This is a genomic window from Psychrobacter immobilis (assembly GCF_904846285.1).
GTDB classification, from domain to species: domain Bacteria; phylum Pseudomonadota; class Gammaproteobacteria; order Pseudomonadales; family Moraxellaceae; genus Psychrobacter; species Psychrobacter immobilis_D.
This window is the reverse complement of the sequence record NZ_CAJHAD010000024.1, coordinates 24,332-39,653: the sequence shown is the minus strand read 5'-3', so window position 1 is coordinate 39,653 and position 15,322 is coordinate 24,332. Positions and strand designations below refer to the sequence as shown.

13 protein-coding genes are annotated in these 15,322 nt (G+C 43.6%); 4 read left to right on the top strand and 9 right to left on the bottom strand.

Features of this window, described 5'->3' with window-relative positions; translation table 11 throughout:
• Positions 1-181: 181 nt before the first annotated feature.
• On the top strand, positions 182-670 hold the full coding sequence (rimI, locus tag JMX13_RS11915) for a ribosomal protein S18-alanine N-acetyltransferase (protein ID WP_201612832.1): 489 nt from the start codon (positions 182-184) through the stop codon (positions 668-670).
• A gap of 27 nt (positions 671-697) precedes the next feature.
• Here the strand turns inward: rimI and JMX13_RS11910 are convergent, their stop codons facing one another.
• The 3 genes from JMX13_RS11910 to trxB all read right to left on the bottom strand — a co-directional run bounded on the left by JMX13_RS11910 (position 698) and on the right by trxB (position 3,160).
• On the bottom strand, positions 698-1,135 hold the full coding sequence (locus tag JMX13_RS11910) for a MerR family transcriptional regulator (RefSeq protein ID WP_201612830.1): 438 nt from the start codon (positions 1,133-1,135) through the stop codon (positions 698-700).
• 165 nt (positions 1,136-1,300) lie between these two features.
• A complete protein-coding gene (gene aat, locus JMX13_RS11905; RefSeq protein WP_201612828.1) occupies positions 1,301-2,137 on the bottom strand; it encodes a leucyl/phenylalanyl-tRNA--protein transferase in 837 nt (278 codons plus the stop codon).
• Positions 2,138-3,160, bottom strand: a complete 1,023-nt coding sequence (gene trxB / locus JMX13_RS11900; protein WP_201612826.1) for a thioredoxin-disulfide reductase — start codon at positions 3,158-3,160, stop codon at positions 2,138-2,140.
• Positions 3,161-3,706: 546 nt separating this feature from the next.
• Here trxB and JMX13_RS11895 point away from each other — a divergent pair.
• Together JMX13_RS11895 and JMX13_RS11890 are read left to right on the top strand one after the other, a co-directional pair.
• Positions 3,707-6,991 (top strand): DNA translocase FtsK, encoded by a 3,285-nt coding sequence (locus tag JMX13_RS11895; RefSeq protein WP_201612824.1) that lies wholly within the window; start codon positions 3,707-3,709, stop codon positions 6,989-6,991.
• A 250-nt stretch (positions 6,992-7,241) separates the two neighbouring features.
• Positions 7,242-8,735 (top strand): amidase, encoded by a 1,494-nt coding sequence (locus JMX13_RS11890; protein ID WP_201612822.1) that lies wholly within the window; start codon positions 7,242-7,244, stop codon positions 8,733-8,735.
• 87 nt (positions 8,736-8,822) lie between these two features.
• Here JMX13_RS11890 and JMX13_RS11885 read toward each other — a convergent pair whose 3' ends face one another.
• Together JMX13_RS11885 and rlmH are read right to left on the bottom strand one after the other, a co-directional pair.
• Positions 8,823-9,746 carry a DODA-type extradiol aromatic ring-opening family dioxygenase gene (locus tag JMX13_RS11885; RefSeq protein ID WP_201612820.1) on the bottom strand — a complete coding sequence of 308 codons (924 nt, stop codon included), beginning with the start codon at positions 9,744-9,746 and terminating at the stop codon, positions 8,823-8,825.
• A gap of 98 nt (positions 9,747-9,844) precedes the next feature.
• Entirely contained in the window at positions 9,845-10,333 is a 489-nt protein-coding gene (gene rlmH / locus JMX13_RS11880; protein ID WP_201612818.1) for a 23S rRNA (pseudouridine(1915)-N(3))-methyltransferase RlmH, read from the bottom strand.
• Between the two features lie 249 nt (positions 10,334-10,582).
• Between rlmH and JMX13_RS11875 the strand changes: the two genes are divergently transcribed.
• The gene (locus JMX13_RS11875; RefSeq protein WP_201612816.1) at positions 10,583-11,029 is read left to right on the top strand and encodes a DUF2147 domain-containing protein; all 447 of its coding nucleotides are present in this window, start codon (positions 10,583-10,585) and stop codon (positions 11,027-11,029) included.
• 118 nt (positions 11,030-11,147) lie between these two features.
• Here JMX13_RS11875 and JMX13_RS11870 read toward each other — a convergent pair whose 3' ends face one another.
• The 4 genes from JMX13_RS11870 to JMX13_RS11855 all read right to left on the bottom strand — a co-directional run bounded on the left by JMX13_RS11870 (position 11,148) and on the right by JMX13_RS11855 (position 15,276).
• Positions 11,148-11,705 (bottom strand): DUF421 domain-containing protein, encoded by a 558-nt coding sequence (locus JMX13_RS11870; protein ID WP_201612814.1) that lies wholly within the window; start codon positions 11,703-11,705, stop codon positions 11,148-11,150.
• 150 nt (positions 11,706-11,855) lie between these two features.
• Positions 11,856-12,386: an ABZJ_00895 family protein gene (locus JMX13_RS11865; protein ID WP_201612812.1), complete on the bottom strand. Its 531-nt coding sequence runs from the start codon at positions 12,384-12,386 to the stop codon at positions 11,856-11,858.
• An 80-nt stretch (positions 12,387-12,466) separates the two neighbouring features.
• Entirely contained in the window at positions 12,467-14,599 is a 2,133-nt protein-coding gene (locus JMX13_RS11860) for a D-alanyl-D-alanine carboxypeptidase/D-alanyl-D-alanine-endopeptidase (RefSeq protein ID WP_201612810.1), read from the bottom strand.
• A gap of 65 nt (positions 14,600-14,664) precedes the next feature.
• Positions 14,665-15,276, bottom strand: a complete 612-nt coding sequence (locus JMX13_RS11855; protein ID WP_201612808.1) for a 3'-5' exonuclease — start codon at positions 15,274-15,276, stop codon at positions 14,665-14,667.
• Between the last annotated feature and the right edge of the window lie 46 nt (positions 15,277-15,322).

Sequence of the window (15,322 nt, the reverse complement as noted above, 5' to 3'; positions counted from 1 at the left end):
GCATTAATACTATCGGAGCAATCTGACAGTGTTAGTTAGCAAGTAAAAAGCCATCCTCTTAGAGGGTGGCTTTTTTTGGTGGGGGATAAGTGGGTAAATGATAGTGATGACAATCATTTGAGATAAAATAGGCGTAATTGAATCTAAGCATGTTTGAATAAAAATAATAAAAGGAAACGCTATGTTTACTATCGAGAAGCTAGTAACCAAGACATTAGAGCTAGAACAAAAGATTCAAGCAGTTGCAAATATCGAATTGCTAGTGCAGCTGCACGACGCATGGACTGAGCAGACGCTAGTTGAGATGCTTGTGCAAGACAGTATGCATATGCTGATAATTTATAAACAAGAAGATAAAGCCGATAATAATAAAGTGATTGGCTACTGTTTATATCAAGTAGTTTTTGAGCAAGCAGAGATATTACGTATCGGCACCCATCCTGATTATCAGCGTCAAGGTATCGCCTCGCAAATTTTTGCACAATTAAATGAAGAGTTAATCAGTAATCAGGTAGAAAGCTTATTGTTAGAGGTGCGGGCAGATAATGCGCCTGCGATTGCCTTATACGAGCATCAAGCTTTTGCTGTGATTCATAAACGAAAGGGCTATTATCAAGTGCCACATCAGCCAGTGATTGATGCGTTGATTATGCAGAAAATTTATCACTAGGAATTGGTTGTTTAGAAGATAGTTGAATTATAATTGTGGCGGTATTTTCTTTTTGCAGATATCAATATTGGATAGATACTTTTCATCCGTTTTCATGCGCTCAAGAATCTCAATGCGTTCAGCCAACATCTCTATCATGAGGCTAATAGTCGCTTGTTGCTTTTTAACTTGGGTTAATTTCTGCTGAGTAAGGCTTAGCTGTAAATTAATATCGAGCTGGCCATCATAATAATCATTAAGGCTATCTTTGATTTCAGTCAGAGTAAAGCCAATGGCTTGCGCGCTTTTAATCAGCTCGATACGCTCAACGCATTCGGGATGAAACTCGGTATAAAGCCGTGAACCTGCTTGGCGTTTGCGAGATTTTAGTAGCCCCAATTGGTCGTAATGACGAATCGTGTCTTTGGTGGTATTGGCTTTTGTTGCCAGTGTACCAATCAATAAAAATGCGGTATCAGGTGCCATGCTAACCTCGTAAGTAAAATATCTAACTTACTTATCGTATAAATGGTGATTTGAAATGCTGTTCAAAGCGATGGTTGTTTAAAGCTAATTTTGTTTGAACTTATATTGGAAAGCACTAAATTAGCTTAGTTAGTAAATCACGCTATTCTGCCTTATAGATTTGCTTTATATTTTTAATTGCCATGGCTGTGGTTTATCGAGTAATGAGACGGCTAGAGGTTGATGAGAGTCCTTTTGCCACTTAACTGAACGTCTGCCAATAAGTATATCTAACTGTGCTAAAAAGTCATCACGCGGTAAGGTTTCAGCCCCCAAACTCATAAGATGCTCATTTGGCAACTGACAGTCTACCAATTCGACATTGGTTTGGGCACATAAACGCATCAAGCCCCAAAAGGCGAGCTTTGAGGCATTAGAAGCGACATGAAACATCGATTCGCCAAAATAAATTCCGCCTATCTTTAAGCCATATAAACCGCCAATCAACTGCTGCTTGTGATCCCAAACTTCAATGCTATGTGCAAAGCCTTGGGCATGCAGCTCGGTATAGGCTTCAATCATCTCACTATGAATCCAAGTATGTTCGCCCTCGGGCAGGTCATCATTGAGAGCATCGCTACGCGGTAAACTACAAGCATGGATAACATCATCAAACGCTTGATTTAGAGTCAATTGCCAACGACTTCGACCCGCTTGCTTACGTAGTGATTTACTGGGTTTATAGTCAGCAGAAAGCACGATGCAGCGCGGCTCTGGGCACCACCACGCGATAGGTTCATCTTCATTAAACCACGGGAACAACCCTTGCGCGTAAGCAGAAATCAGCGTTGTAGGCGCTAAATCCCCTCCGACAGCAACGATACCGATACCATCAGGATCAACCATCATAGGGTCGGGGAATTTATAACGCCCAAGACTTCTGATTTTTTTACTGAAAGTCTCAGGCGTTATATTAGCCGCATCGATATCAATGCGGCCGTCGTCTTTAGCAAAATCGCTCATTTATGCTTCTTTATCAGCAGTCAATGTTGACGCATACGTATGGTCCTGAGCAACAGCTTCACCAATAGCATCCAGGTACTTTTCAGCATCAAGCGCTGCCATACAACCAGTACCGGCTGAAGTAATGGCTTGACGATAAACGTGATCGGCAACGTCGCCTGCGGCAAAGACGCCTTCGATACTGGTTTGGGTGGCATTGCCATTTAGACCGCTATTAACGATAAGGTAGCCGTCTTTCATTTCCAACTGACCTTTGAACAAATCTGTATTTGGCTTATGACCAATAGCGACAAACATGCCAAACACGTCTAATTGCTTGGTGCTACCATCAATCATCGATTCGATAATCAACCCATTGACACCCATATCATCGCCGACCACTTCTTTGACTTTATGGTTCCATTCGATTTTGACGTTACCGTTTTTGACTTTTTCAAACAGCTTATCTTGCAGAATTTTCTCTGAGCGTAAGCTATCACGGCGATGGACCAAAGTGACTTCAGAGGCGATATTTGATAAATATAAAGCCTCTTCAACGGCGGTATTACCACCACCAATGACCGCGACTTTCTGGTTTTTATAAAAGAAGCCATCACAGGTGGCACAAGCTGATACGCCGAGGCCGCGGAATTTGGTTTCTGACTCTAAGCCTAAATACTGCGCAGAGGCACCCGTTGAGATAATTAGGGCATCACAAGTATAGCTGCCGTTATTACCGATTAGGGTAAAAGGGCGCTCATTAAGATTGACCTCATTTATATGGTCATAAACCAATTCAGTACCAAAGCGCTCGGCATGGGCTTTCATACGATCCATAAGCGCAGGACCGGTTAAATCATGAGCATCGCCAGGCCAGTTATCGACCTCAGTGGTGGTGGTCAGCTGACCGCCCACTTCCATACCAGTCACCATCACAGGCTTTAAATTGGCACGTGCAGCATAAACGGCCGCGGCGTAACCGGCAGGACCTGAACCTAAAATAATCAATTTTTCGTGGCGTGGAGCCGTATTATCAGTTGCCATAAAATTTCCTTGCTCGCTATCTAAATGAGAAATATAAGAATTAAAATACGTCGTACAAATTATAAATGTTATAAAAGATAGTCGCTAAAAGTAGCGATGAATATGGTTTTTCTTATTTGCTGTGTGATAATAACATAAGCCCAGAGGGCAAAAAGTGCAAGTTTGCTAAAATGAATATGGGTATCATTAGAATTAAAGTACAGGGGTCTTGAAAAAAGTATCTAGAATCTCGGCTTATATTTTTATTAAGGATCCGTTTATTACCCGAAAGTGTGGCGAATGTTCGGTTAATGACCGTATTTTTTGCTAAATCACTGATGGATTTATTTTCTTACCCTCTTTCTTGATAACACTGTCGCCACTACGCCTATGTATTTGTTATTATAAGAAGTTATGCAAGAATAATAGCGGCTAGATTAAGTATTCTATTTATATGTGCACTTAACAATATAAAACCATTTCAGCATGGTAAGAAAACAAGCTTTATTCATAAACTGGCGACCATTTAGTATTAATAACGAGTATTAACGACAAGGCAGATCTTACGTGATATCAGCACCACTTATTGAGTATTTAAAAAAGGGCATATTTACCCTGCTTGGGTTAATACTGGCGGTTTATTTATTCGTCATTTTGATGACTTATACCGGTAATGATCCGAGCTGGTCGCACATCAGTAGTGATATGACTGCCGTGAATAATATGGGCGGCGAGATGGGCGCTTGGCTATCAGATTTACTCTATAGCTTCTTTGGTTTTGGTGCTTGGTGGTTACTGGCGTTTTTGGTCTATGAGTCAGTGCTGATTTGGTGGGATAATAAACCAACGTTTTGGTTATTACGCTTAGTTGCCTATGTATTTTTAATATTGAGCAGCAGTGCTTTATTTGCGCAATTGGTAGCGCTAGTGCAGCAAGTGGCCGATCCTATGGTGTCAGGTCTTAAAGGCGTGGCTGGTGGTATTATTGGTCTTGAACTGCAAGCACGTTTGGCACAGCTATTATCACAGTGGGGCAGTGTGACGTTTTTGACGGTATTTGTGATTATTACCGCCACTTTTGCTTTTAATATTCATTGGTTGGCCATTTATCAAAAAATTAAGACATGGTCGTGGCGCGATTCTGCGGTTAAAGGTAATGACCGCGAACAAGATAATAGACAAGTGGCGCAAGCAGCAGCTACGCAACAGCAAAATGATGATAATGTGACCAGTGAAAAAGCTGCACAAGCCTTTGAACAATTACCACTAGATTTGCCAGCTGCTAATCATGCCCAAACGGCAGATAAAAGTGGTCGTTTTAATCACGTCTTAAAAGATTTTTTAGCGACGTCGGGTCTAGGTGCTAGCGTCAAAGCGTCTATGTCAGTCGCGGCAGCAGTGGCACAAACTGCTACCAACAGTACGGCGCAGGATGAGCAGTTACAAACAGCTTCAGCTAATGCAAGCAGTTTTAGTCATATTAACCAACCGCAAGCTGCAACGCCTGCAGCAAACCCAGTTATGGCGCCTGTACGCAAAGTTGAACCAAGTTTTGCTTGGAATGATGCTAATACGGTCGATGATTTGTTAGCAAGTGAGGCACTTGCTGGAAAGGATACGCTTGTTTATGATGCAGATGCTGCTCCAAACACTAACGTCCAAGGCTTCGATAACTCTACTGCTGCGCCTAATACTTCTGATTATATTGTTAATGATACTGCTGATAAAGATGAAATGACAAAAAGCGTTGATGCTTGGCTAGCAGAACATGCGGCGGTTCCAGTAGCGCCTGAGTTAGAGCAAAATAAAGCCGTCATTGAAGCGCCGGTATTAGAAACCTCGTTTGACACTGTGATACAGGAACAGAAGACTGATAATTTATTAAACGATAATTCATCAAATAATATGGTTGCTGACTCAATAGATGATTTGTCTGAAAGTTGGTCTATCAAACAACCAGACTTTTCCTATAATGCTGAGCCTTTAGTTGAAACTGAAACAATCAGTACATCGGCAGTAGAGTTTGCTGCGCCAGTCGATACATTTAGTGACGTTTCTAAAGTTACTGATATGACACCAACCAATACGCCCCCTGCTAATCCTACATTAGCGCCGCTGGCAGCAACTGCTATTACAACGATAACTGGGGTTGCACAGACAAATACTCCGCCCGTAACCGCCGCTAAACCAACGGTAAGCTTTGCAGTGCCAGAAGGCGATAGCAGTAATCATATTGCTGACATGATGCCGGAAGACGACGATGATTACCACATCGCTGACGATATTGCTGCGCCCGTTATGCCGCATATTAGTGATGATATTGCATTCAGTCAAAAATCACGCTCGATGCAAACGGCTGCCTATCGTAACAGTCTGACACCAATTCCAGAACTTTCTATTTTAGATAAGCCTGACCCTGACCGTAAGCCAAGCTATACATTGGCTGAACTTGAACAGTTATCAGAGCTGCTAGAGATTAAGTTACAAGAATTCAATGTTAAAGCAAATGTCGTCAATGCTATTCCAGGTCCTGTCGTAACGCGTTTTGAAGTAGATCTCGCTCCTGGGATAAAAGCCAGTAAAGTTACAGGAATTTCACGTGATTTGGCACGCTCATTATCAATGGCATCTTTACGTGTCGTGGAAGTTATTCCTGGTAAACCCTATATTGGCATCGAAGTGCCCAACAAACAGCGCGAAATGGTGCGCTTGATTGAGCTATTAGATACCGAGAAATTTAAAGATCCTAAAGCGCAAATCAGCATGGCGATGGGTAAAGATATTGGTGGTAAGCCGATTATTACTGACCTTGCACGAGCGCCGCATATGTTGGTTGCTGGTACGACGGGTTCTGGTAAATCAGTCTTGGTTAACGCCATGTTACTATCGATGCTGCTTAAATATACCCCGAACGAGCTACGGATGATTTTGATTGACCCTAAGCAACTTGAGCTTGCTAACTATAACGATATTCCGCATTTACTAACGCCAGTTGTTACCGATATGACTGAAGCGGCAAGTGCCTTGTCATGGTGTGTGGCAGAGATGGAGCGTCGTTATCAGTTGATGAGCTTATTGAAGGTTCGTAAGCTGAATGAGTTCAACAAAAAAGTAATCGCTGCTGAAAAGTCAGGTAACCCAATGCTTGATCCATTATGGCGACCCAATGACAGCGTGAGTATCAGTCAAGCGCCAAAGCTTAAAACCTTACCCATGATTGTCATTGTCGCCGATGAGTTTGCCGATATGATTATGCAAGTTGGTAAGCAGGCAGAGGAATTAATTACACGCTTGGCGCAGAAATCGCGTGCAGCAGGGATTCACTTAATCCTTGCCACTCAGCGTCCTTCAGTCGATGTCATTACTGGTTTGATTAAAGCCAATATTCCAGTACGAGCGGCGCTACGAGTGAACTCAAAAGTGGATTCGCGCACTATTTTGGATAGTGGTGGTGCCGAAGATATGCTTGGTAATGGTGATATGTTGTTCTTAGGCCCAGGGCAAATTGAACCGGATCGTGTGCATGGTGCCTATGTCAGCGATGAAGAGGTCAATAGCGTCTGTGATGCATGGCGTGAGCGCGGTGCGCCTGATTATATCGATAATATGGCTGGCAATTTTGAATTATCTAGTCCCAGTGGCGGCAGTACTGCCAGCGCCTCTGGCGAAGATGATGATCTTTATAATGAAGCCGTTGGTTTTATTATGGAAACGCGCAAAGTTTCTGCTTCTAGTATCCAGCGGAAATTTAGCATTGGATATAACCGCGCCGCGCGTATTGTCGACTCGATGGAAGAGGCTGGCTTGGTCAGCTCGATGGGTAAAAGTGGCAAGCGTGAACTGTTGATGTAAACAGATAACGCATACTTGAATACTAAAAAAGCGAGTTACTCAATAAAGTAGCTCGCTTTTTTGTTATTAGAATATAGGTAGTTATTCATGATTACCTTCATTATTGATAATAGACACTTATGTTTTCAAATGACCAATGAGTTTGTTAATCAATTATAAACAGTGGTTTTTTAGACTAAACTGGTGATGGTTTATCAAATAAATTCTAAAAATACTTGTCACTTAAATTACTCTCCAAGGAAGGTCGGTTATGTTTAAAGAATACACGCAATACGATGCGATAGCGCTGGCGGCATTGGTTAACGCAGGAGAAGTCAGCGCCAAAGAATTGCTCGATGCGGCAGTTGAGCAAGCCAATCAGCTTAATCCCAAATTAAACGCTGTTATCCATCGTTTTGATGAGCGCGCTTATGCAGCAGCAGAAAAAGGCTTACCAACGGGTATCTTTAACGGTGTGCCTTATTTGCTTAAAGACTTGTCATTTTATTTTGCGGATGAGCCCATTACCATGGGTAGCCGTAGCGTCAACATCGTACCTGATGATGACAGCGAAATCGTTAAACGCATGAAAGCCACCGGCGTAAATACTTTTGGTAAAACCAATACGCCAGAGTTTGGTTTAATTATCACTACCGAACCGAAAGCTCATGGTGCCACCCATAATCCATTTAAAAAAGGCTATAGCTCTGGTGGTTCATCGGGCGGTAGTGCAGCGGCGGTATCAAGTGGTATTGTGCCGATGGCAGGCGCGGGTGATGGCGGTGGCTCGATACGCTTTCCTGCGGCATGGAGTGGTGTGTTTGGATTTAAACCTAGCCGTGGTCGTAACCCTATGGGCCCTAAATTTGGCGAAGGTTGGGAAGGGGCGGTTGCTGACCATGTGATTACGCGTAGTGTGCGTGATAGTGCAGCGATGCTTGATGCGACAAGTGGAGCGGAAATCGGTGCACCTTACGTCATTGCGCCACCTAATGGGACATTTTTGCAAGCAGCGATGCGAGCACCGAGGCAATTAACCATCGCGCTGCATCAACAGCCATTGGTTGCCAATACGGTCGTCGATAAAGAAGTACTTGCTGTATTAGAGCAGACCGCTAAGCAACTAGAGGCAATGGGTCATCGTGTGGTGCCCGCCGAGCCTAATATTAATATTGAGCAGTTCTGGCATGATTTTTTGGTGGTGGTTTGCGCCCATACCGCATTTACTATTGATAATATCGAGCGCTGTCACGGCGCGCAGCATATCCAAAACCTTGAGCCGCAAACCTATAATATGGCGATGCTTGGACGCTCATTATCTGCCGTTGATTTGGCACATGCTAAGCATGGCTGGCATGATAGCCAATATCAAACGGGTTTATTGCTTGAGACCTACGATATGATTTTGTGCCCAACTGTACCGACACCTGCGGTTAAGCATGGTGTATTGCCGCCAAGCCGTATGGATGAGATGCTCATGCGTAGTGCAGGGGTGCTTAATAAAGGCATTAATATGGGCAGATTTGCCTTTAGCTCGGGCGTGATTGAAAAGCTCAGCGCACCCGTACTTGGTAAAATGGGCTTTACTTTATTGGGTAATATTACAGGGCTGCCAGCAATGTCGTTGCCAGTCGGGATGAGCAAAAAAGGTCTACCGATTGGGATGCAGCTGATTGGGCGTATGAATGATGAAACGACGTTATTTAGCATTGCTGGCGAGATGGAACGCGCTGGAATGTTTACTAAGCCTGCCTTTGAGAAGTAATTTTATATGCTCGAAATGATTTTTGATAAATGCTGCATTAGAAGGTAGAGCTAAGCAAAAGTGCTTTGATTAACGTTTTAAAAAAGGTTAATCAAAGCGATAAATATCCATACCCAAACTATGGTGCGCCATGCTTTGGTGTACCACAGAGACGCGTTGACCGGCACCTAAGGCAAAGAATAACGGCAATAGGTGCTCATCGCTTGGATGTACATTTTGATAATTAGGATATTGCTGCCAGTCTAAGGCGCTTGGAATATCAGTTTTGAGCTGTTGTAATAGCCAAACTTTAAAGTCTTTAGCAGTTTTATCAATACTCTCTGCTTGCCAACGTAGTGCTTGTAAATTATGGGTAATATTCCCTGAGCCAATCAAGAGGATTTGCTCATCACGCAATTGCGCCAGTTGCGCACCCAATTGATAACAAGCGACACTGTCATAATGCCGTGGTAGCGATATTTGCACGATAGGAATATCGGCTTCTGGGTACAGATGCAAAAGCGGCGCCCAAACGCCGTGGTCGCTGACACGCAAAGGATTTACGCGGCAGGTGATACCACGCGCCGTTAGCTGGTGCGCCAGGGTTTCGGCAAGTGCTGGCTGACCCGCTGCAGGATATTGCAACTCATACAGCTCAGACGCAAAGCCGGAAAAATCATGCCAAGTTTTTGGTTGTGGATTGCTGCTGATTTCAAGCTTAGCTGACTGCCAGTGTGCCGACATAATGACGATAGCGCGCGGCTTAGGTAAGTTTTGACCCATACGTGCCAACGCGCTGGTTGTCGCTGACTGTTCGATTGCAAGCGTCGGCGCTCCATGCGAAATAAATAGCGCGGGCAATTTGGGTCGCTTCGATACTTGCGCTGCCCTAGGTGGTATCGCAGGCACATCTGTCCAAGCAGCCGCTGCCGTGATAGGCGTCGGCTTGGAGGTCGTTAGAGGTTGGCGTTTGTCATCAGGTTGCGGATGCGTGCCTGAGGCTTTAGGTACTGCAGGTTTAGGATGTTTCATGGTGCATTTATTAGGGCGCGCGGCTATATTTCAATCTGTTTTGTCATTACTAATAACAAGCTGGTTTTTTATCAGGTAAGGGCTGCTTTATAAGCGTTTTAATTACCGCGATGGTAAGGGTGATTGTGATTGATACTCATGGCGCGATATAGCTGCTCCATCAGCACCACTCGCACTAAAGGATGTGGCAGCGTCAGCGCTGATAGCGACCATTTTACATCTGCTTGCGCCAATACTTCGGGCGATACCCCATCAGCACCGCCGATGACCAAGGCAATATCGTCGCCTTGCTGCATGCCACCCGCCAATTTATCGGCCAACTGTTCGGTAGAGAGCATCTTACCTTTTACATCTAGCACCCACAATTGCTCACGCCCTCCTGACGTATGAGCAGCCAATATTGCCTGACCTTCTTGTTCACGGTACTGCGCCAAATTGGCGTCTGACGGATTTTTGGCGCGTTTGGCCGCCGCAATTTCTACGATTTCGGTGCTGAGCATCGGTTGAATACGTTTGAAATATTCATCAAAACCGGTTTGCACCCACTTGGGCATTTTATTACCGACGGTCAATATTCTTACTTTCATAATATCTACCACTTTGATTATTGATTAAATGTAACAAAAGAATTCTGCGCTTAAGTTACTGTAACAAACATACCTTTTACAAAGCATTTTTTTATGCTTTACTGGCATTCGACAAACAGTTGTTCTTTATTATGGTGATTTTTCTTAATGATAGATCTATCGATAATATAATAACGCCTAACACTATGAGGTCTTTATGATAAACCAAAAGACAATTTGAAGCATTTTTTTAAACGAAAGGAGTCGTTCATGAAACGTACTATATTAAGTCTAGCTGCTCTTAGCGCAGGTGCGCTGCTCTCTACTTCTGTGTTTGCTGTTTCGTTAAATGGCACACAATGGCAAACCATCGATGATAAAACCGGTGAAAAAAAGGCCGTCATGCAGTTAACTGAAAGCGGTGGCAAAGTCACGGGAAAAATCCTCAAGGTCCTTGATAAAGAAAAGGCAGATGCGCTTTGTACCAAGTGTCCTGGCAGCTTAAAGAACAAACCGGTTGAAGGTTTGCAGATACTATCAGGCTTCAAAGCGGATGGTAATAACCAATGGAGTGACGGCAAGCTGGTCGATCCTGAATCAGGAAAAACCTATTCTGGCAAGTTGACCTTAAGTGATAATGGTCAAAGCCTAAAGCTACGCGGCTTTGTCGGTACGCCAGTCTTTGGGCGTTCACAAACGTGGCAGCGTATTAAATAAGTTTTGCACTAGGATTGTTATTGATAAATAACGATTATAGCGGTTAGTATTAATTGAAGATAAAAGTAAAAGGATAGTCGGTTTATATCGGCTATCCTTTTTTGTGCATTAACCTTTATCAGTCACCTTGCATAAGCGGTGCAATGGTTTCCGATATCGTGTTCTCTGCGTTTTGATTATTATCTTTACTATCAGAACAAGCAGGTTTTGGGATAATGGTCAGCTTAGCATCTGATTCGAAAACGATCGCCTCAATATCATCGAAACTATTCACGCCTTCAGAACGCATCGCACATTCAATCTCTTGACGGGTTAAGCGCTCGGCACGCATCGCATCGGGTAAAAACTGTCCTTGATAAAAGACAATGCGCGGCTCGGACAAAATAAAACTGCTAAATTCTGGTGAAATAGACGCATATTTTGTGACCAAAAACTGCATGACATACAGCGCCACAATAGAAGAAGCGCCTTCTATAAAAGGGATGTCTTCAAGCAAAATAGTGCTGGCACCGAGTGAGCCAATCATCACGGTGACAATCCAATCAAAGTTATTAAGCTGCGAGGTCGAACGTTTTCCAGAGACTTTAGTGGTAATCACAATCAAAACGTAAACCATGACCGCGGTCACAATGATACGTCCGAGTTTGTCTATATTGTCGAAAAAAAGCATCTCCATTGCTTGCGCTCCTATCTAGCAAAATTCATTAGCGTTAAGATAGCGTAACGTAATTTACTCAGGTATAGGACAAAATTTTGTATGCGCTTGGATAGGAATAAATAGTTCAGGTTACTGTCTATTTAAAAGCGTTAAACATTTAAATGATAATTAAACAGTTTTACGCTTGGGGTTAAGTAAGCGATTAATCATCCAAATGCTAACGCGCGCACTGACTAAGCTCAGCAGCAATATCATCACCAATGCCGAAAGTAGCGGTAGCGGCTGCTGTATGGTCATCTCTATCAATACTTCACGGCTCACCGCATCAAATAAGAAAAACCAGATACCTAAGAAATAGATAATGGTAAGCAGCCAAACCACCGCGACACCGCCAAACATTAAACGGTTAATCTCGCTTCTATCTAGCGCGCGCTGTTGATGCTTAATAAATTTATGCACCGCGATATAAGCGCCGATGACGATAGAGATGACAGTAACCAATTGCGAGTTTAAGGCAAATTTGGTTTGAATCATCATAAATATGGCGCTAGCTAGAATATAACCAACCGCAAAGAATCCGACATATTGCGCCATTTTAGGTGGCATTGTTTTTGGACTGCTAGGCTGAGTATTGCCTGCCACCTTGCCATCTTTTGACGGACTAGGAGACTTGCTAAGCTGCATTGGTTTGCGTGACATAAAAACGACCTTTATAAAGGGGTGAGCATAAGATTTTTAAAGCAAATAGCGATAGAAAAAGAGCAGTTAATGAACCACCCTTAATGCTGCGCGGTCCAATCTAGCATGGTATCTAATACAGTTCGGGCGTTATAAGCGTTGAGCGCTTGATCCGTATTAATCATTCCGACCACCACATAGTCTTGCCCAGATAGCCCTTTAACATAGCCTGCCATCGAGGTGACATTATTTAATGTGCCTGTTTTTATCCAAGCGCGACCGATGGCTTGCGATTTGGGTAAGCGCTCGCTATGAGCGCTAATGGTGCCACTAACCCCAGCAATGCCTAGCGAGCTCACATAAGCATCGAAGCTCGGTTGCTCATAAGCGTAGGTCAATAGCTCGCTTAAATTGGCGGCGCTGATGGTACAGTCGCGGCAGAGTCCTGAGCCGTTGCTTAGATGCGGCGGCGGGGTAGTCAGCTTGGTTTGCCACCATTGATTAATCGTTTGCAGCGCTTGCGGATAGTCGGTCGCTTTTGGCTGGCCAAATTGATATAAGCTCGTTGCTTGATTGTTAATGACTTTATCCGTATCACTGCCTTTATTATTAACGCTTTCTTTATTAGTGCTCGCTTTATCAGTGTTTATTTTATTGACGCCAATATTATTAATAGGATTATTAGTACTGTTATAAGCGCCTATAGATAGCGCCACTTGCTCTGTCATTACATTATTAGAGAAGTGATTGATATCATAAATCTGCTGAGTAAGGTTTAAAGAAGGATAGCTAACAATGGGCAAGGGTGACATCGCAATAGCTGCCAAACCACGGGGCAATTTTGTCTGTTTATTGACAGTGTTATTGTCATTATAAGGCGTTTCTTGACTGATGACTTTACCGCTTAAGGTATTGCCAAGTGTTTGCCATTTAGAAGCAATGACGCGGGCAGCAAAATCTTTGGCGTCAGGGTAAGCGACATAAAAGGCATGTTCGCCGCAGCTGTCTGGTAAATTGGTATTAAGCGTTAATTGTGTCGGTTGCCACTGCGGCGCAATACTATAGCGCGCTTGACCGCAGGCAGCCGAGCGTATATTTATCATGCTGGGCAATTGATAGTTTGCCAACTGCGGCGTGTAAATCAGCTGCGCGCGCGTATTGTTTAGCGGATAGCTTTGAATACCGATACTGCTAAAATTGACCAAAAAACCATCGGGGCTGGCGTTATAAGGACGTAGCGGTGAGTTGTCAAAGGCGGCAGTGTCTTTTGTGACGTTTTTAAAGACGGCGCTATCGATAATAATATCGCCGTTGATATGGCGAATACCAGCGGTTTGTACTTTATAAAGCAATTGCTGTAAGCGCTCATGGGTCATTTTTGGATCGCCACTGCCTTGAATAATCAAGTCGCCATAGAGCTTATCGCCAATGATAATACCCGTATGATAGACACGAGTATGCCAAACAAAGTCAGCGCCCAAAGTATCTAAGGCGATAAAACTTGGTACAAGTTTCATGGTGCTGGCAGGCGTGCGCGCAATATCGGCTTGATGGCTTAATAATGGTGAAAAAGAGAATTTAATAACGGGGCTGTGAGCAGTCGATTTGTCGTTGTTGTTTTTGCTGCTTTCATTGTCTTTAGCGCTGTCTTTAATGCTGCCATTATGATTTTTAGCACTTACTAAAGCCTTGTCTGGCAGTAGCGATGGAATGCTTTCAATACTTTGATAGGTATAAGGGTCATCGGTATAAGCATGCAGCTGTCTTGCATGTTGTTTAATCGTCTGTTTTTCGATAGTCATCAATGGGCTTTGATGAACGCTTACTTCTTTTAGTTCTTTAGCATTATTATTTTTAAGCGCTTGTTTTTGGATGCTACTAGGTTCAGCAGTGCCATCGTCAGTAGTTAACATTTCTGGCTGATTAGCGGGTTTAGTGCTATCAATTACCTGAATAGGCGCAGGCAAGCGGCTAGCATTTTTATCACCTACGGGGGTGATGACAATACTAATATCGGCGGTGCTTAAGTGTGCATGCGTAAGCGCCGTCTGTATCGCTTCTGGCAACCCAGCTTGGGCATATAGCGGCGTCAGCATAGCACCAACAAATAAGGCAAGCGAGGATAATGTGGGTAAGCATTTAGCTGGCTTATTTAGCGTATATAGTTGCTTAGTAAAAGGCGTTAATTTGGTAATAGTGGTAGGGCGATTATCAGTCTTAGAAGTGGGTAGCATGAGCAGTCTATCATCAGGTGGCAAAAACAGCCTATGGTAACATGAGTTGCTATTTTCGCGTAGCGTCAGCGTTCGCGTAGATGCAAAAACGCCATTGCTGTCATGATAGCATCGTTATAAGCGTCATGCGTGCCGAGCTCAGGAATATCATAATGCGCTAGAATATTGGTTAAATGCTGCGATTGATTGGGAATGCCCGGCGTACGATCGCCCATACGCCGACTGTATAATTGCCGTATATCAATAACCCTGTTCGGTATTAGAGTTCCCATATAGCGCTTGACTAAAGGATTCAAAAATCCTGTATCTATCTGCGGGCAAAACCCAACTATCGGTCGATTGTCGATAAAGGGTAGCAGTAAAGCTAGCATCTCATCGTAGCTCATGCCATGCTCAACATCGGCAGTACGCAGCCCATGAATCACAATGGTGTCACGGTCAGGCATCACAGGCGGCCGACAAACCAGATGTAGACCGTTGCCCGTATCAATGCTATCGCCGTTGATATGAATGGCAGCAATAGATAGCAGGTGATGCTTTTTTGGATTGAGTCCCGTCATCTCGCAATCAATCGCGACCCATTTATCAGCCAAAGGATCATTAAACATCGATGCCAGCTCAGGGCGCTGCAAATGGGTCTTTTGCCAATTAGACGATAATTGTTTTAGCCAACGCATCTCATTTCGACTCCTTTTTTTTACGGCCTTTTTTGCTGAACGTTTA

Excerpts from the sequence above, each read along its gene's own strand:
- rimI (WP_201612832.1), top strand. The coding sequence starts at position 182 with ATGTTTACTATCGAGAAGCTAGTAACCAAGACATTAGAGCTAGAACAA.
- JMX13_RS11910 (WP_201612830.1), bottom strand. The coding sequence starts at position 1,135 with ATGGCACCTGATACCGCATTTTTATTGATTGGTACACTGGCAACAAAA.
- aat (WP_201612828.1), bottom strand. The coding sequence starts at position 2,137 with ATGAGCGATTTTGCTAAAGACGACGGCCGCATTGATATCGATGCGGCT.
- trxB (WP_201612826.1), bottom strand. The coding sequence starts at position 3,160 with ATGGCAACTGATAATACGGCTCCACGCCACGAAAAATTGATTATTTTA.
- JMX13_RS11890 (WP_201612822.1), top strand. The coding sequence starts at position 7,242 with ATGTTTAAAGAATACACGCAATACGATGCGATAGCGCTGGCGGCATTG.
- JMX13_RS11885 (WP_201612820.1), bottom strand. The coding sequence starts at position 9,746 with ATGAAACATCCTAAACCTGCAGTACCTAAAGCCTCAGGCACGCATCCG.
- rlmH (WP_201612818.1), bottom strand. The coding sequence starts at position 10,333 with ATGAAAGTAAGAATATTGACCGTCGGTAATAAAATGCCCAAGTGGGTG.
- JMX13_RS11875 (WP_201612816.1), top strand. The coding sequence starts at position 10,583 with ATGAAACGTACTATATTAAGTCTAGCTGCTCTTAGCGCAGGTGCGCTG.
- JMX13_RS11870 (WP_201612814.1), bottom strand. The coding sequence starts at position 11,705 with ATGGAGATGCTTTTTTTCGACAATATAGACAAACTCGGACGTATCATT.
- JMX13_RS11865 (WP_201612812.1), bottom strand. The coding sequence starts at position 12,386 with ATGTCACGCAAACCAATGCAGCTTAGCAAGTCTCCTAGTCCGTCAAAA.
- JMX13_RS11860 (WP_201612810.1), bottom strand. The coding sequence starts at position 14,599 with ATGCTACCCACTTCTAAGACTGATAATCGCCCTACCACTATTACCAAA.
- JMX13_RS11855 (WP_201612808.1), bottom strand. The coding sequence starts at position 15,276 with ATGCGTTGGCTAAAACAATTATCGTCTAATTGGCAAAAGACCCATTTG.